At 65.5% G+C, this 22,601-nt stretch carries 23 protein-coding genes, 1 tRNA gene and 1 pseudogene; 15 read left to right on the top strand and 10 right to left on the bottom strand.

Annotation, left to right across the window (positions count from 1 at the left end; translation table 11 throughout):
• The first annotated feature begins 11 nt into the window (after positions 1–11).
• Both AC3WOB_RS26840 and AC3WOB_RS26835 read left to right on the top strand, forming a co-directional pair.
• A complete protein-coding gene (locus AC3WOB_RS26840; protein WP_193353257.1) occupies positions 12–1,019 on the top strand; it encodes an asparaginase in 1,008 nt (335 codons plus the stop codon).
• 284 nt (positions 1,020–1,303) lie between these two features.
• The gene (locus AC3WOB_RS26835) at positions 1,304–4,114 is read left to right on the top strand and encodes an autotransporter family protein (RefSeq protein WP_492276703.1); all 2,811 of its coding nucleotides are present in this window, start codon (positions 1,304–1,306) and stop codon (positions 4,112–4,114) included.
• 113 nt (positions 4,115–4,227) lie between these two features.
• Here the strand turns inward: AC3WOB_RS26835 and AC3WOB_RS26830 are convergent, their stop codons facing one another.
• The 3 genes from AC3WOB_RS26830 to AC3WOB_RS26820 all read right to left on the bottom strand — a co-directional run bounded on the left by AC3WOB_RS26830 (position 4,228) and on the right by AC3WOB_RS26820 (position 4,939).
• On the bottom strand, positions 4,228–4,401 hold the full coding sequence (locus AC3WOB_RS26830) for a hypothetical protein (RefSeq protein WP_158307669.1): 174 nt from the start codon (positions 4,399–4,401) through the stop codon (positions 4,228–4,230).
• A 30-nt stretch (positions 4,402–4,431) separates the two neighbouring features.
• Positions 4,432–4,668 (bottom strand): integrase core domain-containing protein, encoded by a 237-nt coding sequence (locus AC3WOB_RS26825; RefSeq protein WP_492276702.1) that lies wholly within the window; start codon positions 4,666–4,668, stop codon positions 4,432–4,434.
• A 112-nt stretch (positions 4,669–4,780) separates the two neighbouring features.
• Positions 4,781–4,939, bottom strand: a complete 159-nt coding sequence (locus AC3WOB_RS26820) for a hypothetical protein (RefSeq protein ID WP_242702690.1) — start codon at positions 4,937–4,939, stop codon at positions 4,781–4,783.
• 352 nt (positions 4,940–5,291) lie between these two features.
• On the opposite strand from AC3WOB_RS26820, the gene AC3WOB_RS26815 reads away from it, so the two are divergent.
• The 6 genes from AC3WOB_RS26815 to pdxK all read left to right on the top strand — a co-directional run bounded on the left by AC3WOB_RS26815 (position 5,292) and on the right by pdxK (position 9,646).
• Positions 5,292–6,257, top strand: coding sequence for a Bug family tripartite tricarboxylate transporter substrate binding protein (locus tag AC3WOB_RS26815; RefSeq protein WP_492276701.1), 966 nt, complete (start codon positions 5,292–5,294; stop codon positions 6,255–6,257).
• A gap of 2 nt (positions 6,258–6,259) precedes the next feature.
• Positions 6,260–6,901: a glutathione S-transferase family protein gene (locus AC3WOB_RS26810; protein ID WP_013395353.1), complete on the top strand. Its 642-nt coding sequence runs from the start codon at positions 6,260–6,262 to the stop codon at positions 6,899–6,901.
• Positions 6,902–6,929: 28 nt separating this feature from the next.
• A complete protein-coding gene (locus AC3WOB_RS26805) occupies positions 6,930–7,712 on the top strand; it encodes an aldolase (RefSeq protein ID WP_013395352.1) in 783 nt (260 codons plus the stop codon).
• A gap of 104 nt (positions 7,713–7,816) precedes the next feature.
• The gene (locus tag AC3WOB_RS26800) at positions 7,817–8,371 is read left to right on the top strand and encodes a helix-turn-helix domain-containing protein (protein ID WP_207471414.1); all 555 of its coding nucleotides are present in this window, start codon (positions 7,817–7,819) and stop codon (positions 8,369–8,371) included.
• A gap of 43 nt (positions 8,372–8,414) precedes the next feature.
• On the top strand, positions 8,415–8,777 hold the full coding sequence (locus AC3WOB_RS26795; RefSeq protein ID WP_013395350.1) for a cupin domain-containing protein: 363 nt from the start codon (positions 8,415–8,417) through the stop codon (positions 8,775–8,777).
• 35 nt (positions 8,778–8,812) lie between these two features.
• Positions 8,813–9,646: a pyridoxine/pyridoxal/pyridoxamine kinase gene (pdxK, locus tag AC3WOB_RS26790; protein ID WP_492276700.1), complete on the top strand. Its 834-nt coding sequence runs from the start codon at positions 8,813–8,815 to the stop codon at positions 9,644–9,646.
• Positions 9,647–9,669: 23 nt separating this feature from the next.
• Here pdxK and AC3WOB_RS26785 read toward each other — a convergent pair whose 3' ends face one another.
• Both AC3WOB_RS26785 and amaB read right to left on the bottom strand, forming a co-directional pair.
• Complete coding sequence (locus tag AC3WOB_RS26785; RefSeq protein ID WP_013395348.1) at positions 9,670–10,962, bottom strand: phospholipase A; 1,293 nt, start codon at positions 10,960–10,962, stop codon at positions 9,670–9,672.
• A 137-nt stretch (positions 10,963–11,099) separates the two neighbouring features.
• Complete coding sequence (amaB, locus tag AC3WOB_RS26780) at positions 11,100–12,602, bottom strand: L-piperidine-6-carboxylate dehydrogenase (RefSeq protein ID WP_492276699.1); 1,503 nt, start codon at positions 12,600–12,602, stop codon at positions 11,100–11,102.
• 150 nt (positions 12,603–12,752) lie between these two features.
• On the opposite strand from amaB, the gene AC3WOB_RS26775 reads away from it, so the two are divergent.
• The 7 genes from AC3WOB_RS26775 to AC3WOB_RS26745 all read left to right on the top strand — a co-directional run bounded on the left by AC3WOB_RS26775 (position 12,753) and on the right by AC3WOB_RS26745 (position 17,888).
• The gene (locus tag AC3WOB_RS26775; protein ID WP_054451273.1) at positions 12,753–13,502 is read left to right on the top strand and encodes an amino acid ABC transporter ATP-binding protein; all 750 of its coding nucleotides are present in this window, start codon (positions 12,753–12,755) and stop codon (positions 13,500–13,502) included.
• Positions 13,503–13,644: 142 nt separating this feature from the next.
• On the top strand, positions 13,645–14,436 hold the full coding sequence (locus AC3WOB_RS26770; RefSeq protein ID WP_207471408.1) for an ABC transporter substrate-binding protein: 792 nt from the start codon (positions 13,645–13,647) through the stop codon (positions 14,434–14,436).
• Between the two features lie 4 nt (positions 14,437–14,440).
• Positions 14,441–15,133: an amino acid ABC transporter permease gene (locus AC3WOB_RS26765; protein ID WP_013395344.1), complete on the top strand. Its 693-nt coding sequence runs from the start codon at positions 14,441–14,443 to the stop codon at positions 15,131–15,133.
• A 2-nt stretch (positions 15,134–15,135) separates the two neighbouring features.
• Positions 15,136–15,825, top strand: coding sequence for an amino acid ABC transporter permease (locus tag AC3WOB_RS26760; RefSeq protein ID WP_088141863.1), 690 nt, complete (start codon positions 15,136–15,138; stop codon positions 15,823–15,825).
• An 11-nt stretch (positions 15,826–15,836) separates the two neighbouring features.
• Positions 15,837–17,129, top strand: coding sequence for an NAD(P)/FAD-dependent oxidoreductase (locus tag AC3WOB_RS26755; RefSeq protein WP_492276716.1), 1,293 nt, complete (start codon positions 15,837–15,839; stop codon positions 17,127–17,129).
• A 12-nt stretch (positions 17,130–17,141) separates the two neighbouring features.
• Entirely contained in the window at positions 17,142–17,726 is a 585-nt protein-coding gene (locus AC3WOB_RS26750; RefSeq protein WP_424241443.1) for a helix-turn-helix domain-containing protein, read from the top strand.
• Positions 17,727–17,811: 85 nt separating this feature from the next.
• Positions 17,812–17,888, top strand: a tRNA-Arg gene (locus AC3WOB_RS26745).
• Between the two features lie 124 nt (positions 17,889–18,012).
• Here AC3WOB_RS26745 and AC3WOB_RS26740 read toward each other — a convergent pair.
• From AC3WOB_RS26740 to AC3WOB_RS26720, 5 genes and pseudogenes are all read right to left on the bottom strand, one after another.
• Positions 18,013–18,405, bottom strand: coding sequence for a type II toxin-antitoxin system HicB family antitoxin (locus AC3WOB_RS26740; RefSeq protein WP_041654201.1), 393 nt, complete (start codon positions 18,403–18,405; stop codon positions 18,013–18,015).
• A 61-nt stretch (positions 18,406–18,466) separates the two neighbouring features.
• Positions 18,467–18,559: pseudogene (locus tag AC3WOB_RS26735) on the bottom strand (type II toxin-antitoxin system HicA family toxin); the annotation flags it as partial.
• A 30-nt stretch (positions 18,560–18,589) separates the two neighbouring features.
• On the bottom strand, positions 18,590–19,660 hold the full coding sequence (locus AC3WOB_RS26730) for an XdhC family protein (protein ID WP_492276698.1): 1,071 nt from the start codon (positions 19,658–19,660) through the stop codon (positions 18,590–18,592).
• A gap of 2 nt (positions 19,661–19,662) precedes the next feature.
• Positions 19,663–21,954 (bottom strand): xanthine dehydrogenase family protein molybdopterin-binding subunit, encoded by a 2,292-nt coding sequence (locus AC3WOB_RS26725; RefSeq protein ID WP_492276697.1) that lies wholly within the window; start codon positions 21,952–21,954, stop codon positions 19,663–19,665.
• Complete coding sequence (locus AC3WOB_RS26720) at positions 21,951–22,424, bottom strand: (2Fe-2S)-binding protein (RefSeq protein ID WP_013395336.1); 474 nt, start codon at positions 22,422–22,424, stop codon at positions 21,951–21,953. Before AC3WOB_RS26720 ends, AC3WOB_RS26725 begins: the two co-directional genes overlap by 4 nt.
• Positions 22,425–22,601: the final 177 nt, after the last annotated feature.

The following is a 22,601-nucleotide window of genomic DNA, read 5'->3' as shown; positions in this document are numbered from 1 at the left end:
TCATGTCTGTGATGTCAGCTGGCGCCGCGGCTGAAACGCCGCCAGTGGTCCAGTTCATTGCCACGGGCGGGACGATCGCGATGAAGGTGGATCCGGTCACCAAGGGGGTGGTACCCGCCATCTCGGGCGATGATCTGATGCAGACGGTGCCCGACGCCGCCAAGTACGCCCGCATAGAGGTCAACAACTTCTCGGCCATGTCGGCCAACTATGTCGAGCCCAAGTGGTGGACGCGCTTGACCAAGTCGGTGGATGACGCCTTGGCCCGGCCTGAGGTGGCCGGCGTGGTCATCGCCCATGGCACGGACACGATGGAGGAGACCGCGTACTGGCTCGATCTGACCGTGAAATCCGACAAGCCCGTCATCCTGATCGGCGCGCAACGCAATGCGTCATCGCCGGATTTCGACGGGCCGCGCAATCTGCTCAATGCCATCCGGATCGCCACGGCGCCGGACGCCAAGGGCAAGGGGGTGATGATCGCGATGAACAACCAGATCAACGCCGCGCGCACGGCGACCAAGACCCATACCGCGGATGTCGAGACCTTCAAGTCGGGCGATTTCGGCTTTCTCGGCGAGGTCTGGTCGGATCGCGTGCAATTCTCGCGCACGCCCTTGCGGCGGCAGCACATCGATATCGGCGCGGGCGACATGCCGCGCGTGGAAATCCTGCCGATGTTCGGCGGCGCGGACGGCGATCTGCTGCGCTATGCCGTGGACCAGGGCGCGAAGGGCATTGTGGTCCAGGCCGTGGGCATGGGCAATATGAACGTTTCGATGTTCGAGGCCGTGAAGTATGCGCTGGGCAAGGATGTGCCGGTGGTCATATCGACGCGCGTGCCCAATGGCCGGACGATGCCGGTCTACGGTTTCCCTGGCGGCGGGAAAACCACTTTCGACGCCGGCGCGGTCATGGCGGGCGACCTCAGCCCGCAGAAGGCCCGGCTGCTGCTGATGCTGCTGTTGCATCAGGGGCAGCACAGCAAGGAAGCGCTGCAGGCTGCATTTGATCGTTGATCGTTGCGGGCAGGATTCGCAGCTCCCTCGGCGCTGGCCTTCCGAACCAGGGCCAGGCGCCGCGCGGCTGCGTTCAACGTCTTCTTGTCCTAGGGGATACCAACGTCTGTGTTCAGTCGATCCGCGAATCCCAGATCATCCTTTGGAGCGCAAGACTGGGTGTTGCGCCTGCATCCTGCATTCTTTTCGGCAGGCGGAACGCGGATAGGTGTAGACACCTATTAAGAAAATCCTGCCGCATGCCGTATCGCTAGGAGGTTGCGTCTACTTAAAAAGGATGTGTCATGGTCGCCAGGAATTGCCCGCGCACGGGATGGTTGAAGTCGGCTGCCCTCGTTTTCTACGCGGCGAACTTCGCCTATCCCGCAAACGCCCAATCGGTTTCCGGCACTGGCGACGTTCAACCCGCGCCGGTCCAGACGCCGCATTGGACTGTCAGCAGCCCTCTGACGGGCAGCGATCTGACGGTTGGAGATACCCTCACAGGGGAACTGGTCATCGATGCGGGCGGTTCCGTAGTCAATGACTTGGCATACATTGGAAACTTCAATGGCGCCGTAGGCACCGTGACCGTGTCGGGCCGTGACGGCAATGGCGTCGCTTCCACCTGGACCAGCCTCGGTTCAGTGCAGCTCGGCCTCGACACCGGCGCCAGCGGCACGGTGAAAATCCTGGACGGGGGCTTGGCGCAAAGCGATTCGGCCAGCATCGGCTTCGAGACCGGCGGCGTCGGGAACGTTCTTGTTTCCGGACCGGGGTCCACCTGGAATCTCTCCACGGGCAACGCGTTCGTGATCGGCGGGCGCGGCCAGGGCTCGCTGCGGATCGACAATGGCGGCGCCGTGCACAGCGGCCAGTCGATCATCGGCTGGGAAGCCGGCAGCGAGGGCAGCGCCACGGTGTCGGGCGCGGCAACGGTCTGGGACCCGCTAAACAACATCTACGTGGGACTCGACGGAACGGGCGAGCTTCGCGTCCTGGATGGCGCCACCGTTGGCACGGTCGGATCGACTGCGCCAGGCGCCGCCGCAACGGTTTACATCGGCGAGAGCGCGGCCGGGGTCGGCACGGTGACGGTGTCGAGCGCAACGGCCGATGTTTCGACGCTCTCGGCAAGCGACCGCATCGAAATCGGTTCTGCAGGCACAGGAACATTGACCATCGAAAAAGGCGGGAAGGCCATCGCCGCCAGTGATACATGGCTTACCGTGGCGGCCTCCGCCACCGGCACGCTGAACCTGACCGGCGATGCCAGCGGCCGCGGCATGCTAGAGACCGGCTCGGTGATCAAGGGCGCCGGCGACGCCACTTTCAACCTGGACGGCGGCATCCTGCGCGCCAATCGCAATGAGGCCAACTTCCTGAAAGGCTTCTCCACGCAGGCGGTGGGCAGTGGCGGCGCCGGGTTTGATACCAACGGCCACGAAGTGGGCGTGACGACCGCGTTCTCAGGGACGTCACGCTTGAATAAGCTGGGCGCGGGCACGTTGACCTTGTCGGGCAACAGCGCGGCGTTCACCGGCAATACCGATGTTCAGGCTGGAACGCTGCAGGTGGATGGCATCCTCGGCGGGCCGGTGACCGTGCTTGCGGCAGCGCGACTGACCGGCACGGGACGCGTGGGCGCAACGGCCAACCAGGGCACGATCGCGCCGGGTCCGCGCAGCGGTTTCGGCTCCCTCACGATTGCTGGCAATTATGCGGCGCAGGGCGGCAACCTGGAAATCCGTACACAGCTTGGCGCCGATGACTCGCCGACGGACAAGCTGGTGATTACCGGCGACAGCGCTGGCACCACGCCGGTCACGGTGAAGAACATGGGAGGCGCTGGCGCGCAGACTCAACGGGGGATACAAGTCGTGCAGGTCTACGGCCTGTCGGCGGGAAAATTCGATCTGGCCAATGGCGACTACGTCATCGGGGGGCGTCCGGCTCTGGTCGCCGGCGCCTATGGCTATGTGCTGCAACAGGACCCAGCCGACGGCGGCTGGTACTTGCGATCGTCCCTGACCAATCCAGTCACTACCCCGACGGATCCTGGTACCACCCCGACGGATCCGGGTACGACCCCGACCGATCCAGGCACCACCCCGACCAATCCGGGCACTCCCTCGCCCGGTGGCGGTTCGCCGGGCGCCGAACCGCCCTTGCTCTATCAGCCCGGCGTGCCGGTCTACGAGGCCTATGCCAATACGCTGCTCCACCTGAGCCAGCTGCCTACCCTGCGCCAGCGGGTCGGCAATCGCCTCTATGATCCGGCGGACGCCGGCCGCAATGGCGTATGGAGCCGCGTCGAGGGCACGACAGGACGGCTCGATCCTGCGGCGTCCACCACCGGCGCGCGTCAGAACGTCGATAGCTGGAAGGCGCAATTCGGCGTTGACCGCATCCTGGCCGGTAAAGAAGAGGGATCTCGTCTGGTGGGCGGCCTGGCCTTTCACTATGGCAAGGCCGACTCGCGGGTGTCGTCGGTCTACGGCAACGGCACGATCGACACCACTTCCTATGGCCTGACGCCGACACTGACCTGGTATGGCAAGAATGGCCTGTATATCGACACCCAGGCTCAGGCGACCTGGTTCGACAGCGACCTGAACTCAGGGCTGGCCGGCAAATTGAAGGGCGGCCAGAAGGCCCAGAGCTATGGCTTGGGTATCGAAGCGGGCAAGGCTTTCGGATTGTCAGAGGAGCTGGCCCTGATCCCGCAGGCGCAGCTGACATACGTATCGACCCGCTTCGACAGCTTCAACGACAAATTCGGCGCGCGCGTCGAAAGCGACAAGGGCGACAGCCTGCTGGGCCGTTTCGGCATCGCGCTGGACTACAAAAGAAATTGGCAAACGGCCGGCGTGAAACGGGAATCCAGCGTCTATGGCGTCGTCAACGTGAAGCATGAGTTCCTGGACGGCACCAGTGTCCGCGTCGCCGGCGTGCCGGCGGCCAGTCGCATGGCGCGAACCTGGGGCAGCATCGGAGCGGGGGCAAATTTTGGTTGGGGGGAGCGCTACGCCATCTACGGCCAGGTCGAAGCCGACGCGGATTTCTCCGGTAGCTATATCGTCACCGCTACCGCGGGTTTCAGGATGGCTTTCTAGAGTGGGCGATGGTGACCGGCCGACGCTCTGCAAATCTGCTTTTCTTCAAGGGAGTCTCCGACTCATGGAGACTCCGCCGGCTGGCGCCTGCCTGAGGCGGGAGCCTACGTCCACTACGGAGCTTTCATCTCCTGCTCCTTCTCCTTCTTCTCCTTTTTTTCTCCATCGTAGTGAGACTTGATGGCGAGAAACATGCCCGTACCCAACACGAGGAGCTTGAACGTACCGAAGACTACAGGGACCCAGAAATTCATCATTTCCTCAAAACGCTGCTTCAGCAGCTTCACTAAATACTCGCGGACTGATCCGCGTCGATGCTAGTGATCGGGCTGCCATGAGCCCCCGACCTGTTGTCGGAGGCAGTATTTCCGGGCGAATTCGCCCGGTGTTAGATCTTTCAAAGCCATGTGAGGCCGAGCGTCATTGTAGTCCTGGCGCCAAGCCTCGCTACGCAACTGCCATTGTTCATCGGCATACCGCCGATAGACTCGGTTGCAGCTGACCTGCCAGCCTGGTCTTGCCCGCCAAAGGGCGCCGTCTTGACCGCGCAGCATCTCGACCGGCGACTTGCTTGTCCTGGGCTATGTCCGTTATCGGCCAGGAACGGTCGCGGGGTCGATCATCCGACGATCGGAGCGGAAATCGATCGCCCCCGGGCGAGGGCATTCAGGCGGTCAGGAAGCGCGTGACTTCGGCCCAGTCGTTGGTCGACAGGGCGACGTCTTCGAAGTCGCCTGCTTCCTCGTCGTAGCGCGAAACGCAGAAGCGCTGGCTTCTGCCGGATTCGCGGTCGGCATAGTTGGCGTAGTCGACATACACCTTCAAGCCGCGCTCCTTGTTCTCGAATGAAGGAGCTGCGTCGATGTAGCTCGACGAGTCGAAATACCCTTCGGGTAGGGGCGGGAGGGTGGTTATGTCGAAGTCAGGAAATTCGCGGCGGAGTCGTTCGAGGTTCATAAGGGAAGCATTTGGAGGCTGGAAGCCTGACATTTTACGTTGCTTGGTGTCGGCTGGTTTTGCCCGGCAAAGCCAAAAGGCGAACCTCAACGCAAAAGGCGAACTTTGTTCCCGCTACCCCGGGTTTTCCCTAAACTTGTTTTCCTTGCGGAAAATCAATCTCCTATAGGACACTTCGTGTCATGATGGTGCCGATAGGCGGCGCCCGTAGGGGGATGACATGAAGATTTCGGGAATTGCCGGCGCGCTGGCGTTGGTTGCGGCCATGGCGGGCAGTGGCGCCCAGGCGGCGTATCCGGACCGGCCGATCCGGCTGGTGGTGCCTTTCGGCGCGGGCGGGATCACGGACATCGTGGCGCGCCAGGTGGGCAAGGGCATGGGCGATGCGCTGGGACAGAGCATCGTGATCGAGAACCGGCCGGGCGCGGGCGGGGTGATTGCGGCGCAGGTGGCCGCCACCGCGCCGGCCGACGGCTATACGATCTTCATGGGCACGGTCGGGACGCAGGTGGTCAACCCGCTGATCTACAGCAAGCTCAGCTACGACGCGGACAAGTTCGCGCCGGTGGGCATGGTGTCGGGGTCGCCGTATCTGCTGGCGGTCCGGGAGGGCGTGCCGGCGAAGACCTTCAGCGAGTTCGTAGCCTATGCCAAGGCCAACCCGGCCAAGCTGAATTTCGGTTCGGCAGGCAACGCGAGTTCGCCGCACCTGGGTCTGGAACTATTGAAGCTGACGGCCGGCGTGGATATCGTGCATGTGCCGTTCAAGAGCGGCAGCGAAGCGGTGAACGCCGCCATCGGCGCGCAGGTGGACGTGGTGATGGACGCCAGTCCGGTGATCATGCCGCACGCTGCGTCCGGCAAACTGCGCCCGCTGGCGGTGGCTGCCGACAAGCGGCTGCCTTCCGCGCCTGAGGTGCCCGCCAGCAACGAAGTGGGCGACGCGGCCCTGCAGATCAGTTCGTGGAACGCGTTCTTCGCGCCCGCGGGCACGCCGCCCGAAGTGTTGGAAAAGCTGAACGCCGCGTTGCAGAAGACCCTGGCGTCGCCGGAACTGAAGGAGCGGCTCGCGTCCCAGGGCACGCAGCTGTACACGGGCAAGCCGGATGAGTATCAGCGCTTCATCGCCGGCGAGAAGGCCAAGTGGACCGAGATCGTGAAGCGCGCCAACATCAAGATGGACTGACGATGAACCAGACACCGCATCCGCTGGCGGGCAAGCCGCTGGAACTGGCCGATACGCTGCGTTCGGGCAATGCCTGGAAGATCCGGCTGGCTTGCGGCTACATGGGCCTGCCGATCAAGCGGCGCACCTTCGACATCGTGCAGGGCGACCTGGAGACGGAGGCGTTCGCGCGCATCAATCCGTGGCGCCAGGTGCCGGCCCTGCTGACGCCGGAGGGCGAGTGGCTGGCCGAGTCGCAGGCCATCCTCTGGTATCTGGGACTGGGCACGCCCTGGCTGCCCGCCGGCCGCCTGGAGCAGTCGCAGGTCAGCAGCTGGCTCAGCTTCGAGCAGACCCAGCACATGCACGCCTTTGCGCAGCCGCGGCTGCTGATCCACTTGCGCCGCACGGCGCAGGTGGACGATCCGGCCATGCAGGCATGGCGCGAGATCGGCATGAAGGCGGCCGCGCTGATGGATGCGCATCTGGCGGGCCGCGATTATCTGGTGGGAACCGCGCCGACCATCGCCGACATCGCGCTGTTCCCTTATACGAGCATGGCGGCCGAGGGCGGTTACGACCTGTCCGGCTTCGCCCATATCGACGCCTGGCTGGCGCGCATGCGCGCCTTGCCCGGCTTTACGCCGCTGATCGCAGCGGCATGACACGAACACAATCTTAGGAGTGACGACGATGGCCGATACGATGCACCTGGGCAAGGACGAACTGATCGCGCGGGCGAAAGCCGAAATGCAGCGCCAGTTCGAGACGCCCGAATGGAGCCTGCGCGAACGCCTGGCGCTGACCTGCCGCATCCTGTTCGACGGCGGGCATGATTCCGGCCTGGCCGGGCAGATCACGGCGCGCGCGCCGGAGCCGAACCGGTATTTCACGCAGCGCCTGGGCCTGGGCTTTGACGAGATTACCGCCAGCAACCTGCTGCTGGTCGACGAGGACCTGCGCGTGCAGGAAGGCGGCGGCATGCCGAATCCAGCCAACCGTTTCCATTCCTGGGTCTACCGCGCGCGTCCCGACGTGAACTGCATCATCCATACGCACCCGCTGCATGTCGCGTCGCTGTCGATGCTGGAGGTGCCGCTGGAAGTCTCGCATATGGACAACTGCACGCTGTACGACGACGTGGCCTTCCTGAAGGATTGGCCCGGCGTGCCGGTGGGAAATGAGGAAGGCGAGATCATTTCGGCGGCGCTGGGTTCCAAGCGCGCCATCCTGCTGTCGCACCACGGCATGCTGATCGCGGCGGGCTCGGTGGAAGAGGCTTGCGTGCTGGCCCTGCAGTTCGAGCGCGCCGCCCGCATGCAGCTACTGGCCATGGCCGCCGGCAAGATCCAGCCCATTCCGCCGGCCCTGGGCCGCGAGGCGCATGACTGGATCCTGACGCCGAAGCGCTCGCAGGTCGGCTTCTCGTACTATGCGCGGCGCGCGTTGCGGGCGCATCCCGACGTGCTGGCCTGATGACCGCTGCGGGCGGGGCCGGCTCGACGGCGGGGCCGGATTAGGGCATGCTTACCGGTCGTATTCCGCGACCGTATTTCGCATCTTCGCCCGCAACCCCGCCGATGATAGACCTGCCGCACCGCCTGCGCGCCCTGCGCCGCCAGCAAACCCTGTCCCTAGAACAGCTGGCGCAGCGCACCGGATTGACCAAGAGCTACCTCTCCAAACTGGAGCGGGGCCTGAGCGAGCCCTCCATTTCCACCGTGCTGCGGCTGGCGGAAGCGTACGGCCTGGGCGTGTCGGAACTGGTGGGCACGGACGACGCCGCGCAGGAGGAAGTCGTCAGCGTGGTGCGGGTGGCGGACCGCGAGGCCTTGCAGCGACGGGGACTGGGCAGCGAGTATCACTACGAATCGCTGGCTGGCCGTCGCAAGGTCAAGGCGATGGAGCCTTTCGTGGTGCATCCGCCGCGCGAATTTCCCGATGCGACCGCGGTGTTTCCGCACCCCGGCGAGGAATTCCTGCTGGTGCTCAAGGGCGCCATCGAGGTTCACGTGGGCGAGCGCCAGTTACGCCTGGAGACCGGGGATTCCGTCTATTTCGATTCCGAACTGCCACACCGCATGCGCACCGTCAGCCGGGCCATGGCCGAAGTGCTGGTGGTGGCCGCGCACTGAGCAGGCCACCGGACTCATCATCTATCCGCATACAGGAACCGCCATGAAGAACGACCAATCGCGCCTCGTCCGCATCGACGCCGGCCCCATGAAGAATCCGGTGCCAGGCAAGCCACGCCGTCCGCTCTCGGGCGACGCCGCGTTCCGCACCGTGACCGCCTTCGAAGGCAATGGCGGCAAGGCAGAGGCCGGCGTCTGGGAAAGCACCGCGGGCGTGTTCCAGTCCAACACCACCGGCTACATCGAGTTCGGCTACATCGTTGAAGGCTCGGCGCGCCTGGTCGACCCGGATGGCACCGTGCACGAGCTGACAGTAGGCGAAGCCTTCGTCATGCCCGAGGGCTATACCGGCCGCTGGGAAGTCGACCAGTTCGTCAAGAAGATCTATTTCATCACCCGCATGTAGCGCCGCGTAAACCGCGGCAGCCAGGAGCCAGCCCCATGAGCGCAATCCCCGCCGTTACCGCGCAGGTGGATATCGTTTCCGTCCAATCCCAGGTCGTGTATGGCTGCGTCGGCAATAACGCCGCCATGCCGGTCTTCCGCAAGGCGGGCCTGCACGCGATCGCGGTGCCCACCGTCATCCTGAGCAACACGCCGCACTATCCGACCTTGCACGGCGGCGCGGTGCCGCTGGACTGGTTCGAAGGGCTGTTGCAGGGGCTGGACGAGCGCGGCGTCAGCAGGACGGCGCGGGCGGTGGTGTGCGGATACCTGGGCCAGCCCGGGCAGGCCGGGTTGCTTGCCGATTGGCTGGCCGCGTTGCGCGCCGCGCGGTCGGACGTGAAAGTCCATATCGATCCCGTCATGGGCGACCGCAACGACGGCCTGTACGTGAACGAAGGACTGGTCGAGCAATACCGGGACCTGCTGGTGCCGCTGGCCAACGGTATGACGCCGAACCACTTCGAGCTGGAATTGCTGGTGGGGCGCGCCCTGTCATCAATTGACGACGTGGTGGCCGCGGCGCGCGAACTGATCGCGCGCGGTCCGGACTGGATCGTGGTGACCAGCGCGGCGCCCATGGCCGCCGCGGCCGGCACCTTGCAGCTGGCGGTGGTGACGCGGGATCAGGCCACCGTGGTGACGCATCCGGAGATCGCGATACCGCCCTCGGTGCACGGCACCGGCGACGTGTTCATGGCCAGCGTCACGGCGCGGCTGCTGACCGGACAGGAGCTAGTGGAGGGGGTGCGCTCCGCCGCCGCCCAGGTCACGGTGGCGCTGGAGCGCACCCGCGAGCTGGGCTGGGAAGAACTGGCGATGGAAGGCTAGGGCGCCCTGACGGATCGGCGGGCTTAAGGCACCAGCGACAGGCCGACGCGGAACTGCGATTCGTTGCGCTGGTTGTAGCCCAGCAGCGTTTCGCCGTAGCCGTTGAAATACTGCAGGTGCAGGTAGCCGTTCATGTTCAGCCAGGTGCGCTGCAGCGGCCAGGCGAAATCCAGCTGGGTGGTGCGGCGCTTCTGGTCGCCCTGGCGGTACATGGCGGAGATGACGGCGCCGTTGTCCTGGGCCCAGCGCAATTGCCAGTCGACGTGGCCGGCGTAGTCGGCATAGTCGCTGTTCTCGCTGGCGACGCCGAAGTAGGCCTTGACCCGCGGCGCGAAGGTCAGCGTGCTGCCGCCGTCGAAGCGGTAGTGGAAGCGCGGTTCGATATAGCCGTCGTTGAGCGAGCGCGAATCCGCGCCGTCCTTGCCGTTGGAGTTGTGCTCGACGCCGGTGTTCATGCCGAAGCGCCAGTTCTGGCTGGCCGACTGCCAGATATTGTCAGATAGCCAGAAGGCGCTGGGATTGAAGGTGGTGTCGATGAAGGGCATGGAATCGCCCTGCAGGTCCCACAGCGACGTCTGCGTGTACGCCAGGTAGAAGTTCTCGTCCCAGGTCGCCGGGCGGTCGCCCGCGGGGCTGAAGAGGCGGTACTTGGCGCTGATCTGGAAGCGCGCGGTGGTCTGGCCGCGCGTGCCGATGTCGAAGTACACAGGCTTGTATTCGGAAACCGAGCTGCGGAAGCGGTCAAAGGCGTTCTGCGGCTGCACGGTAGGCACCGCGGAAGCGTCGGGCGAAGGGCCCCCTTCGGGCGAAGCGCCGACCGCGGCCACGGCGGCGGCGGGCACGGGCTGGCCGCTGCTGGCGTCCACCACCGGGCCGCGCGCGGGCGTGCTGGCCAAGGTGCCGCTGTCGCGGCCGGTGGCGTCCAGCGCCATCATCGCCGGCTGGCCCTCGATGGACACGGCCTGCAGGCCGTTGGCCGTGGCGGGCACGACCGCGGTCCAGGCCATGCGCGCGAAGTTGTTGACCGGCACGCTGAAGCTGGCCGGCCCGCCGCGCAGCTTGGCCAGGCTGCGCACGATCTGGCCGTCCTGGCCGCGCCATTGCAGCACCAGTTCGGGCGGCGCTTCCCAGTTGGAGCGGGCGGTGCCTTCGTTGAAGTACACCGCTTCGATGGTGACGGTCTCGCCGGGGGCGGCCGATGGACGATCCAGTCGGTACGACACGCCCGCGGTGGCTGCGCCCGCCAGACCCATGGCCAGGGCGGCGGCAAGGGTGCGCAGGAGGAGGGCGGATCGTGCTGGACGGCTGATGGTCATCGGCTCATAACGTAGTTTTGTGACCAGGAAATGTAGCATCGACCCCGGCTACAGTTTGTAAGCCAGGCTAATCGTATGTAGAAAGCGTAAGCCCCCGCGCACGGCGGGGGCTTGTGGGGACAGGGCTGCGCGCGGGCCTACTCGCCGAACTTGATGCCCTGCGCCAGCGGCAGCTGGCGCGAATAGTTGATCGTGTTGGTCGCGCGGCGCATGTAGTTGCGCCACGCGTCCGAGCCCGATTCGCGGCCACCCCCGGTTTCCTTTTCTCCGCCGAAGGCGCCGCCGATCTCGGCGCCCGAGGTGCCGATATTGACGTTGGCGATGCCGCAGTCCGAGCCGGCCGCCGACAGGAAGGTCTCGGCCTCGCGCAGGTCATTGGTGAAGATGGCCGACGACAGGCCTTGCGGCACGCCATTCTGCAAGGCCAGGGCCTGGTTGAAATCGGTGTAGCGCATCACGTACAGGATGGGCGCGAAGGTTTCGTGGCAGACCACGTCGGTCTGGCCCGGCATTTCGGCGATGGCGGGGCGCGCGTACCAGGCCTCGGGATACTGCTCGGCCAGCACGCGTTCGCCGCCCGTGACCTTGCCGCCCTGTTCGCGCGCCGCCGTCAGCGCGGCCTGCATGGCGTCGAAGGACACGCGGTCGATCAGCGGGCCGACCAGGGTGCCGCTGTCCAGCGGGTTGCCGATGGTGGCGCTGGCATAGGCCTTGTGCAGGCGCTGCACCAGGTCGTCGGCCACGCTTTCATGCACGATCAGTCGGCGCGTCGAGGTGCAGCGCTGTCCGGCCGTGCCGATGGCGCCGAACACGATGCCGCGCGCGGCCATGTCCAGGTCGGCGGTGGGGCCGACGATGATGGCGTTGTTGCCGCCCAGTTCCAGCAACACGCGGCCGAAGCGCTGCGCCACGCGCGGGCCCACCTGGCGGCCCATGCGGGTCGAACCGGTGGCCGACACCAGCGCCACGGCGTGCGAATCCACCAGCGCTTCGCCGATCTCGCGGCCGCCGATCAGCACTTCGGACAGGCCGGCGGGCGCATCGCCGAAGCGCTGCGCGGCCTGGGAGAAAAGCGCCTGGCATGCCAGAGCGGTCAGCGGGGTTTTCTCCGACGGCTTCCAGACCACGGCGTTGCCGCAGACCAGCGCCAGCGCGGCGTTCCAGGACCACACGGCCACCGGAAAGTTGAACGCGCTGATCACGCCGACCACGCCCAGCGGATGCCAGGTTTCCATCATGCGGTGGCCGGGGCGCTCAGAAGCGATGGTCAGACCGTACAGCTGGCGCGACAGCCCAACGGCGAAGTCGCAGATGTCGATCATTTCCTGCACTTCGCCTTCGCCTTCGGCCACGATCTTGCCGGCCTCCAGGCTGACTAGTCGGCCTAGTTCGCGCTTGTGCTGGCGCAGCGTTTCGCCGAACAGGCGCAGCAGTTCGCCGCGGCGCGGCGCCGGCACGTCGCGCCATGCCAGGCTGGCCTGGCGCGCACGGGTGATGGCGGAATGGGCCTGGGCCACCGTGTGCTCGTGGACCCGGGCCAGTTCGGCGCCGTCTATCGGACTGCGCGCGCGCAGCGTGCCGCCCGTGAGCGATTCCGGGTTCAGCCCGAGCGCGCGCAGGATGTCTTGGGGAGTGTCCATGCCGGTTCCTTGGGTTGCCTGCGAAGAGCCTGTCTTCGCTTAAGGGTTATGCCTAAGTGGCGATTCTGGAAAAAAATTTACTATACGAAACTCCAGCATGAATTGCGAAACCTTTTTAAACCAAGGCAGCACTCATACGAAGGTGGATCCGTGGCGGAACCTCTGCTGGTCGTCCAGGCAGTCAGCAAGACCTATCAACGCGACGGGCAGGCCCCGCATCTGGCGTTGGACGGCATCGACTGCCAACTCGGCCGCGGCGAGGTCATGGTGGTGGTTGGCCCCTCGGGATCCGGCAAGAGCACCTTGCTGCGCACGCTCAACGGCCTGGAAAGCATAGACAGCGGCGCCATCCGCGTGGACGGCGTGTCGCTCACGGACCCGGCCACCGACGTCAACCGCTGGCGCACAGAAGTCGGCATGGTGTTCCAGCACTTCAACCTGTTCCAACACCGTACCGCGCTGGACAATGTCGCGCTACCCCAGCGCGTGGTGCGCGGCCGCGCCCGCGCCGACGCCGAACGCTACGCCCGCGAACTGCTGGGCCGCGTCGGCATGGGCGACTACGGCGCGCGTTATCCCAGCCAGCTCTCCGGCGGCCAGCAGCAGCGCGTGGCGATCGCGCGCGCGCTGGCCATGGACCCCAAGCTGATGCTGTTCGACGAGGCCACCTCGGCACTCGACCCCGAAACCGTGGGAGGCATTCTTGAACTGATGCGCGCGCTGGCGCGCGACGGCATGACCATGGCCGTGGTGACCCATGAAATGGGCTTCGCCCGCGACGTGGGCGACCGCGCGCTATTCATGGACGCCGGCCGCATCGTCGAAATGGGCACGCCGGACGAAGTGTTCGGCCATCCGCGGGAGGCCCGTACCCGCGCCTTCCTGGAAAAGATTCTGTAGTCCCTAGCAGCAAGGAAGCAACGGGTCGTCCGCATATGCGGCGCTCGGCGGTAACCAGGGCCGGTCCGGCTGATCCGGGCGCTGCCGGCGCACTGTGCTTTGCCCGGAACGACGTGAGTCCATTCACCACAAGGGGTAGGAAATGCTGAAAATCAAACAATGGCTGGGCCTGGCCGGCGTCGCCCTGGCGGCCGCCACGGTGGCCTTGCCGGCGCAGGCCGACGAGCTGGGCGACATCCTCAAGCGCGGCGAGCTGCGCGTCGCGGTGCAGACCTCAGGGCCGCTGATGAGCTTCATGGACAAGACCGGCAAGCGCACCGGCCTGGCCGTGGAAGTGGCCAAGCGCATGGCCGACGACCTGGGCGTGAAGCTGGTGCTGCAGGACTACGAGTGGAAGGGCCTGATTCCGGCGCTGCTGTCCGGCAAGGCCGACATGGTGGCCGCCGACATGACGCCCACGCCGCAGCGCGCGGCCCAGGTGCTGTTCTCCACCCCGATGTTCTATGCGGATACCGTGGCCGTGGTACCGAAGGATTCGCCCTACAAGTCGTACGAGGAACTCAACAAGGACGGCGTGACCGTGGGCGTGCTGGGCGCCAGCACCTATGCGGAAGTGGGCAAGAAGATGCTGCCCAAGGCCACCATGAAGGAATTCTCGGGCGGCAGCGCGCCGGTCGGGCAGGCCCTGTCCAGCGGCCGGCTGGACGCCGGCATTATGTCGCTGTCCACCGCCAACCAGTTCCTGGTCGACTTCGGCAACCTGCGCGTGCTGGACGGCATCATGGTGCGCGAGCCCCTGGCCTTCGCCGTCGGTCCCAACGCCTTCCGCCTGAAGTTCTGGTTGGACAACTGGCAGACGCTGAAGACGGCCGACAACACGCTGCCCGAACAGGTGAAGTACTGGTACTCCACCGACTGGAAGAAAGACCACTGAGCCCATGGACTGGCTGCTCGATTTCTATAACTGGCGCATCGTCAGCCAGTACACGGGCCAGTTCGCCACCGGCCTGGCCAACACCCTGATCGCGGCGGGCGCAAGCCTGGTGCTGTCGGTGCTGGCCGGCATCCCGCTGGCGCTTGCGCACATGTCGCCCCGCGCCCTCGTCTGGCGGCCGGTGGCGGCCTATGTGCAATTCATCCGTTCCACTCCCTTGCTGGTGCAGATCTACCTGGTCTATTACGCCGTGCCCATGCTGGTGCCGGGCGCCAAGGGCTGGAGCGAAATGCTGCTGGGCATCATGGCGATGACGCTGCACCATGCGGCCTACATGAGCGAGATCATCCGCGTGGGCATCGAATCCGTGCCACGCGGCCAGATCGAAGGCGCCAAGGCTTGCGGCATGAATTACGGCCAGCGCCTGCGCTATGTGGTGCTGCCGCAGGCTTTCGCCAACACGCTGCCGCCCCTGCTGGGCCAGACCGCCGTGCTGATCAAGGACACGTCGCTGCTGTCGCTGATCACGGTGTTCGAACTGGTCGCGGCCGGCGTGCAGATGAACAGCGACCGCATCGTACCCAACGAGAGCTTCCTGACCATCGCGGCCGGCTATCTGCTGATCTACGCCTGCATGCTGCTGCTGTCGCGTGGCGTGAGCCTTTGGCTGGCGGGTCCCGCCTGGAACGCGAGGTAAGCATGCTGGATTCCTATATTTCCACCGCCGGCGTCGTGCTGCCCTTCCTGCTGAAGGGCTTCTGGGAGACCTTGAAAATCTCCTTCGTGGCCATCATCGCGGGATCGCTCCTGGGCTTCGTGATCGGCGTGATCCGCAGCTACCGCATCCGCGGCGTGCATCAGCTGCTGGGCCTGTACATCCACATCCTGCGCGGCACGCCGTTCCTGGTGCAGCTCTATATTTTCTATTTCGTGCTGCCCAGTACCGGCATCGAAATGCTGCATTGGGATTCCGGCACGGCGGCCTTCGTGTCGTTGTCCGTCTACACGTCCTGCTACGTTGCGGAAATCGTCATGGGCGCGATCCAGGCCGTGCCGCGCGGCCAGACCGAAGGCGCCATGACGCTGGGCCTGAGGCCGTTCCAGATCTTGCGGCTGGTCATCCTGCCGCAGGCCATGCGCCTGATCGTGCAGCCCATGAGCGGCGTCTACGTCATGCTGATCAAGAGCACCGCGATTCTTTCCGTGGTGGGCATCACCGAACTGACGCGGCAAGGCGAGGTCTTCATCATCACCTTTCCGGCCAAGTCGCTCTTCATCTACGGCATGATCGCCGCCATCTACTTCATCTACTGCTACCCGCTGCTGCGCCTGGCCAACTGGCTGGAAAAGCGCCTGACGGGCGGCTTGCAGGGCGCAGGCCTGAACTGATGCCGACCACCATGGCTTCCGAGTACATCGACACCTACTACAAGCGCACGCTGGCCGACAGCGACACCCGCTATGCGCCCCTGTCCGGCACCTCCAGCACCGACGTCTGCGTGGTCGGAGCCGGACTGGCTGGCCTGTCCACCGCGGTGGAACTTGCCCGCCGCGGCCGCGACGTCACCCTGCTGGAAGGGCGGCGCATCGCCTGGGGAGCGTCGGGACGCAACGGCGGATCGGTGTCGCCGGCCTTCTCGGCCGGGGCAGACGCCATCAGGAAGCACGTCGACGAAGACCACTACCGCAAGCTCTACCGGCTGTCGATGGAGGGCGTGGAGATCATTCGGAACAACATCCGCGACCTGGACATCGTCGACGCCTGCAAGGTCGACGGCCGGCTGCGCGTGGTGCGTTATGAGGCGACCGACTCCCTGCGGCAGTGGTGCGACAGCCAGCAGCGCGACTTCGGCCGCGACGTGCGCCTCTTGAGCCGCAACCAGGTCCGCGAGCGCCTGCTGTCCGATGTCTACCACCAGGGCGTGGAGGACCCCACGTCCTTTCACTTCCATCCGCTTAACTACGCCCGCGCGCTGGCCCGAGAATGCGCGCGCCTGGGCGTGCGCATCCACGAGGACTCGCCCGTCACGCAGGCGGCCCTGGACGGCGCGGTCAAACGCCTGAAGACGGAGCAGGGCCAGGTCGAGGCCCGCACCGTGGTGCTGGCCACCGGTGGCTACACCGAGGGCGTGGTGCCCGCGCTGCGCCGCGCGATGCTGCCCATCGCCACCTACATCATGCTGACCGAGCCCTTGGGCGATCGGGTGCGCGAAGCGATCCGCACCACCGCCGCCATCGGCGACGACCGGCGCGCCGGTAACTATTACCGCGTACTCGATGGCGGGCGCATCGGCTGGGGCAGTAGAATCACCACCCGTGTCGACGACCCGCCAGATCTGGCGGAGTCACTGCGCCGCGAACTGCTCTCCGTCTATCCCCAATTGCAGGGGCTGCGGGTGGAGACGGCGTGGTCGGGGCGCATGGCTTACGCGCGGCATCTGATGCCGCAGATCGGCCAGCTGTCGCTGGACGTCTGGTACTGCACGGCATTCGGCGGACACGGCATGAACACCGCCTCGATCGGCGGCCGGGTGGTCGCCGAAGGGATCGCGGGCGACACCCAGCGCTACAAGCTGTTTGCGCCGTTCGGGCTGGCCTGGAACGGCGGTGGCTTGGGCACGGCGGCGGTGCAACTAACTTATTGGTCTTACCAGGCGCGCGACTGGTGGCGGGAGCGGCGGTCGCGCGCATGACAGGGTGCATAGATGGAAGGCAACAAACAGAGCGTGTTGGCACAGCGGCTGCGAGCCTTGCGCCAGGCGCGGGCGTGGACCTTGAAGCAGGCGGCCGCGGCCACCGGCGTGTCCGCGTCCACGTTGTCCAAGATCGAAAACAGCCTGCTGTCGCCCACCTATGACAACCTGATCAAGATCGCGGCCGGCCTGGAACTGGACGTGGCCGAACTCTTCACCGCGTCCGACGCCCATATGGGCACCGGCCGCCGCAGTTTGAGCCGCCAGGGCGAAGGGCGCCAATACGACACGCCGTACTACGACCACCGCCTGCTGTGCACCGCGCTGTCGCACAAGCGCATGATGCCCTTCCACACCCGCGTCAAGGCACGCTCTTTCGATGAATTCCACGACTGGAGCCGCCATCGCGGCGAGGAATTCGTCTACGTCCTGGAAGGCGAAGTCGAGCTCTATACCGAGTTCTACGAACCTGCCCGCCTCAAGGCCGGGGAAAGTTTCTATATAGACAGCCGCATGGGCCACCGAGTGATCAGCCTGAGCCCGGACGACGCCCTGGTGCTGTGGGTGTCGACCCATGCGGACATAGGCGAGGAATAGGGCGCCAGCGCCGCCGGCCTGCCAAGCGGGCCACAACAAGGTAAAATGCGCCGCCCGGATCCTTTCCGGGCCATCACCACATCGCGCGGCAGTAGCTCAGCTGGATAGAGCACGGGCCTTCTAAGCCCGGGGTCGGGGGTTCGAGCCCCTCCTGCCGCGCCAGGATCTCCCCTGGAATCAAGCGCTTACAATGACGCGCACCGCGGCGGGGTAGAAACAAGCAAGCCCCGACACGGATATTCCGGTCGGGGCTTTCTGCTGAGTGAATCCGACTCTACATGCTTCATCAGGCTGTCATGGCGAGATGCGCGATATAGCTGCTGCGGCTTTCACCCGCGGCGCGAGCGCGGTCATCCAAGCGCTTGAGGATGCGGCGCGGAATGGTGATGTTCACGCGCTCAACAGTTTCATCGAGGACCGCAGGATCCACATCAGCAATCGCCCAAATCCAGTTTGCAAATTCCGGATTGGCCTGATGATTGGCAATACTGGTTGCCGGAGGAATGGGATCGCCGGAGTCGATGGCCGTTTCAATCCACAATTCAATGGCTTCCTTGGCGTTTTCGATGGCTTGGTCAATCCCTTCGTCCGCTGCCGAGAAGCAGCCGGGCAGATCAGGGACCACGACCCCCCACGCGTGAGTGTCGCTGCCGGGTTCAATGGCAATGGGATATTTCACTTTAGTGTGCTCCTTGTGTGGCATGGTCTAGCAGACCTCGGATTGCTCCGGGGGCTGTGCCTCACTTCAAACCAGCTGCTTTGAGGATGCTGTTTAGTAGTCCGATGCCGAGGTCCTTTTTAGGGTGAGGGACGCTGATATGTCCGGGGTGCTCCGCGCCATGTCTTGCGCGGGGCTTTTTTATTTACCCTTTCACTACCCAGGGCGCGATGCTCATGGCGTCAGGGGTTGGGTCATCCACCGCGGGACAGTGTGCTGCAGGTAGCACCTGGCAAGAACCATCGATGGTGGCAGGCAATCCGACCCCGTTCTTCACAGCAAGTATCTCCGCCATGATGCTCACCGCGATTTCCGCGGGCGTCCTGCTGCCGATGTGTATGCCGACGGGCGCATGCAGCCGTTCCAGGGATGCGGCGGTTTCGCCGAAATGCTCCATGAACCGTTGCCTGCGGATGCCCGTATTGCGGCGTGAACCGATGGCGCCCACGTAAAAAGCCGGGCTGTGTAGCGCTTCCAGGAGCGCAAGATCGTCCAGCTTGGGATCGTGGCTCAAGGCGACGATGCAGGTGCGCGTGTCGGGGGCCAGCGCCAGCACTGCGTCATCGGGCATCTCCCGTGTGATGTGCACGCCGGGTACGGACCAGCTGCCCACGTGTTCTCCCCGCGGATCGCAGACCGTCACGGCAAAGTCGTTGAACAAGGCCATGGTGGCCAGGTATTCCGCCAATGCGCCTGCGCCGATGAGCAGCATCCGGTACTGCGGCCCCAGTGTGGAACAAAGCGTTGTGCCGTCGAATTGCACTGCCGCGGGCGTCGAGGCCGGCGCCAATGTCACCGCTCCGGTGGTTACGTCGACGCTGCGCTGGACCAACTGGCCGGATTCGAGCCGCCGGACCAGGGCGTCCAGCGTTTCGTAGTCCGGCAGGAACTCCAGCAGCAAGTCCAGCGTGCCGCCGCAAGGCAGTCCGAACCGGCGCGCTTCGTCGGCTTCAATCCCGTAGCGCACCAGTTCCGGCGCGCCTTGCGCAATGGCGCCCTCGCCAAAGGCGCGGGTATACCGGTGTATCAGGTCGTCTTCGATGCAGCCGCCGGATACGGAGCCGACGCAGCGTCCGTCTTCACGCAGGGCCATCATGGAGCCGACGGGGCGCGGCGATGAACCCCAGGTCTTGACCACCGTGGCCAGCAGCAGCCTGTGCCCCTCCGCCAGCCAGGCGCGGGCTTCGCGCAAAACTCGGACGTCGACCGTCTCCATGCCTAGGCTACCCTGCGCACCGGCAGGCTGCGGATCCGTTTGCCGGTGGCCGCAAAGATGGCGTTGCACAGCGCGGGCGCCACGGGTGGCACCGGGGGCTCGCCCACGCCGCCCGGAGGCAGGGCGTGATCGTCGTTGACCAGATGCGTGCGGATCACGCGCGGCGAAGCATTGTGGCGCAGCACTTCATAGTCGTGGAAGTTGCTCTGCTTCACGCGGCCCTGCTCGAACGTAATCTCGCTGGCAAGGGCAAGCCCCAGGCCCATGATGGCGCCGCCTTCCATCTGCGCGCGGATGCGTTCTGGGTTGATTTGCGGGCCGCAGTCCATCGCCATGTCCACGGCCACCACGCGCACCTCGCCCCTTGCATCCACGGCCACTTCGACCACGGTGGCGGTGTAGCTCATGAAGCTGTAGCAGAATGCCAGCCCGAGGCCATGGCCCTGGGGCAGGGTTCTGCCCCATTCCGCGCCTTGGCAAGCCGCTTCGATCACGCCGCGCAGGCGGCCCGTGTCATAGGGGTAGCGCTCGGGGGATTCCGAGTAATTCCAGGTGTCGGCCATCGTGCCCGGGTCGATCCTGCGCGCCGGGCCGATGAGGTCGAGCGCGAAATCCTTGGGGTCCTTGCCCGCGTGGTGGGCCAATTCGGCAATGAAGCACTGGGCCGCGTAGGCATGCGGAATGTTGGCTACCGAGCGGAACCAGCCGATGCGGGCATGGGCCTCCACTTCGGCCGTTTCCACCCGGACGTTGGGAATGCGGTACGGCATGTTGATGGCCGACATGGCCGATTCGAACAGCTGCTGGCCCTTGGCGCCTTCCGCGAAGAGAGAGGCGATGGTGGGGGCGGCGCTGCGGTGCAGCCAGGACTGGACTTGGCCGTTCTGGTCCAGGACGGCCTCCAGGCGTTCGACCGACACGGTATGCAGATAGTCATGATGAATGTCGTCCTCGCGAGTCCACACCAGCTTGACTGGCGTGCCTTCGGGCATGGCACGGGCGACGATGGCGGCCTCGTCCACGAAATCGGGCTTGGACTTGCGGCCGAACCCGCCGCCCAGCAGCAAGACATTGACCGTGACCTTGGCGGGCTCCAGTTTCAGCCGGGCGGCGACGGCATCGCGTGCGGCGATGGGGTTCTGGACCGACGTCCAGACCTCGGCGCGGCCATCCTTGATCCGGACGGTGGCGGCCGGCGGTTCCATCGAGGCATGGGCCAGATGGGGAACGTAGTACTCCGCGGCGACGCGCTCGGCTTCGGGCGCCTTGGCCCAGGCCTGCGCGGCATCGCCCTGGCTGCGCATCGTCTTGCCGGGCTTGCGCGCCGCCAATTCCAGCGTCTGGCGGTAGGCGCTTGAGTCATAGCTGCCGTTGGGGCCATCGTCCCATTCGATTTCCAGCGCGTCGCGGCCCTGGCGGGCCGCCCAGGTGTTGCGCGCGACGACCGCGACGCCGCCCAGGGGCTGGAATGCGGGAGCCCCTTGCATCGGCGGAATCTCTACCACCTTCAGCACTCCGGGCACGGCCAGCGCCTTGGCGCTGTCGAGACGGCGCAGCTTGCCGCCGACGACGGGTGGGCGCGCGACGACGGCATAGACCATGCCAGGCAGCCGCATATCCATGCCGTAGCTGGCCTGGCCCTTGCCGATGGCCTCCAGGTCCACCAGGCGCACCTGGTCCTTCCCGATGTAGCGGAACTCTTTCCGATCCTTGAGCTTGAGCGCGTCGCCCGTGGGGACCGGCTGTTTGGCCGCATCGGCCGCCAGCTCGCCATAAGTCAAACGGCGGCCGGATGGCTGATGCAGCACCTCATGTTGCACCGCCTTGACCTCGGCCAGCGGAACGGACCAGCGCGCCGCCGCCGCGGCTTCGAGCATCTGGCGGGCGGCCGCGCCGACGCGCCGCATGGGCATCAGGAAGTGGCGCACGCTGCGCGAACCATCCACGTTCTGGTTGCCATAGCGCGCTTCATCGGCCTGCGCCTGTATGACTTTCACGCGCTCCCAGCGCGCTTCCATTTCGTCGGCCACCACCATGGGCAGGCTGGTGCGCACGCCCGTGCCCATTTCGGCGCGGTGCGCGATGATGGTGACGGTGCCATCCGCGGCGATGCTGACGAAAACCAGCGGATCGTCGACGGTGCCGCCGGGCATGCTGTCAGCGCCGTACTTCTGGGCGGAGGGCTCGGCGGCCCAGGCTGTCGTGATCAAACCTTTGGCCGTGACCGTCAGGGTGAACGCGCCCAAGGCGCCCTGCAGAAAGCCGCGCCGGGAAAGTTGAGCGGTGTGCGTCATTGCTTGCCTCCCTGGGCCAGGAGCTTGGCAGCCTGCTGGATGGCTGCGCGGATGCGAGGGTAGGTGCCGCAACGGCAGATATTGCCGCTCATGGCGTCCTCGATGTCTTGATCCGTCGGCTGCGCCGAGGCCTTGAGCAGGCTTACCGCGGTCATGATCTGGCCCGCCTGGCAGTAGCCGCATTGGGCAACGTTCTGTTCTATCCAGGCTTGCTGCACGGCCCGGCCGACCGCATCCGCCTCTATCCCTTCGATGGTCGTGATGCTGTGGCCAGCCACGGCGGAGAGCGGGGTGATACAGGACCGGATCGGCGCGCCGTCCATGTGCACGGTACAGGCGCCGCACAATGCCATGCCGCACCCGAACTTGGTGCCGGTCATGCCGAGTTCATCCCGTAAAGTCCAGAGCAGGGGCGTTTCGCCCGGGACGTCGATATCCTTAGCCTGGCCGTTGATTTGAAGTTGGGTCATGGAGGAATCCTTGGAGGGCGGGCATGGCCGGAGAAAGCTTGCCTGAACCGTGAGTGAATCACTTCTTTAAATCGGAATTCTGCCTAAAAGTTCAAAAATTCTGCCTAATTGTTCTAAACAGAACTCAAGCGGGAAGAGCCTGAGCCGGTGGTGAGAGTGCGCTACGTCCGACTACCT

The sequence above is a fragment of the Achromobacter sp. FW305-C-30-7 genome (genome assembly GCF_058783105.1).
The sequence above is the reverse complement of the archived record's forward strand: the minus strand, read 5'-3'. Positions and strand labels throughout refer to the sequence as shown.

Excerpts from the sequence above, each read along its gene's own strand:
- AC3WOB_RS26840 (WP_193353257.1), top strand. The coding sequence starts at position 12 with ATGTCAGCTGGCGCCGCGGCTGAAACGCCGCCAGTGGTCCAGTTCATT.
- AC3WOB_RS26815 (WP_492276701.1), top strand. The coding sequence starts at position 5,292 with ATGAAGATTTCGGGAATTGCCGGCGCGCTGGCGTTGGTTGCGGCCATG.
- AC3WOB_RS26805 (WP_013395352.1), top strand. The coding sequence starts at position 6,930 with ATGGCCGATACGATGCACCTGGGCAAGGACGAACTGATCGCGCGGGCG.
- AC3WOB_RS26770 (WP_207471408.1), top strand. The coding sequence starts at position 13,645 with ATGCTGAAAATCAAACAATGGCTGGGCCTGGCCGGCGTCGCCCTGGCG.
- AC3WOB_RS26810 (WP_013395353.1), top strand. The coding sequence starts at position 6,260 with ATGAACCAGACACCGCATCCGCTGGCGGGCAAGCCGCTGGAACTGGCC.
- AC3WOB_RS26800 (WP_207471414.1), top strand. The coding sequence starts at position 7,817 with ATGATAGACCTGCCGCACCGCCTGCGCGCCCTGCGCCGCCAGCAAACC.
- AC3WOB_RS26720 (WP_013395336.1), bottom strand. The coding sequence starts at position 22,424 with ATGACCCAACTTCAAATCAACGGCCAGGCTAAGGATATCGACGTCCCG.
- AC3WOB_RS26755 (WP_492276716.1), top strand. The coding sequence starts at position 15,837 with ATGGCTTCCGAGTACATCGACACCTACTACAAGCGCACGCTGGCCGAC.
- AC3WOB_RS26750 (WP_424241443.1), top strand. The coding sequence starts at position 17,142 with ATGGAAGGCAACAAACAGAGCGTGTTGGCACAGCGGCTGCGAGCCTTG.
- AC3WOB_RS26760 (WP_088141863.1), top strand. The coding sequence starts at position 15,136 with ATGCTGGATTCCTATATTTCCACCGCCGGCGTCGTGCTGCCCTTCCTG.
- AC3WOB_RS26835 (WP_492276703.1), top strand. The coding sequence starts at position 1,304 with ATGGTCGCCAGGAATTGCCCGCGCACGGGATGGTTGAAGTCGGCTGCC.
- pdxK (WP_492276700.1), top strand. The coding sequence starts at position 8,813 with ATGAGCGCAATCCCCGCCGTTACCGCGCAGGTGGATATCGTTTCCGTC.
- AC3WOB_RS26795 (WP_013395350.1), top strand. The coding sequence starts at position 8,415 with ATGAAGAACGACCAATCGCGCCTCGTCCGCATCGACGCCGGCCCCATG.
- AC3WOB_RS26785 (WP_013395348.1), bottom strand. The coding sequence starts at position 10,962 with ATGACCATCAGCCGTCCAGCACGATCCGCCCTCCTCCTGCGCACCCTT.
- amaB (WP_492276699.1), bottom strand. The coding sequence starts at position 12,602 with ATGGACACTCCCCAAGACATCCTGCGCGCGCTCGGGCTGAACCCGGAA.
- AC3WOB_RS26765 (WP_013395344.1), top strand. The coding sequence starts at position 14,441 with ATGGACTGGCTGCTCGATTTCTATAACTGGCGCATCGTCAGCCAGTAC.
- AC3WOB_RS26825 (WP_492276702.1), bottom strand. The coding sequence starts at position 4,668 with ATGCTGCGCGGTCAAGACGGCGCCCTTTGGCGGGCAAGACCAGGCTGG.
- AC3WOB_RS26730 (WP_492276698.1), bottom strand. The coding sequence starts at position 19,660 with ATGGAGACGGTCGACGTCCGAGTTTTGCGCGAAGCCCGCGCCTGGCTG.
- AC3WOB_RS26725 (WP_492276697.1), bottom strand. The coding sequence starts at position 21,954 with ATGACGCACACCGCTCAACTTTCCCGGCGCGGCTTTCTGCAGGGCGCC.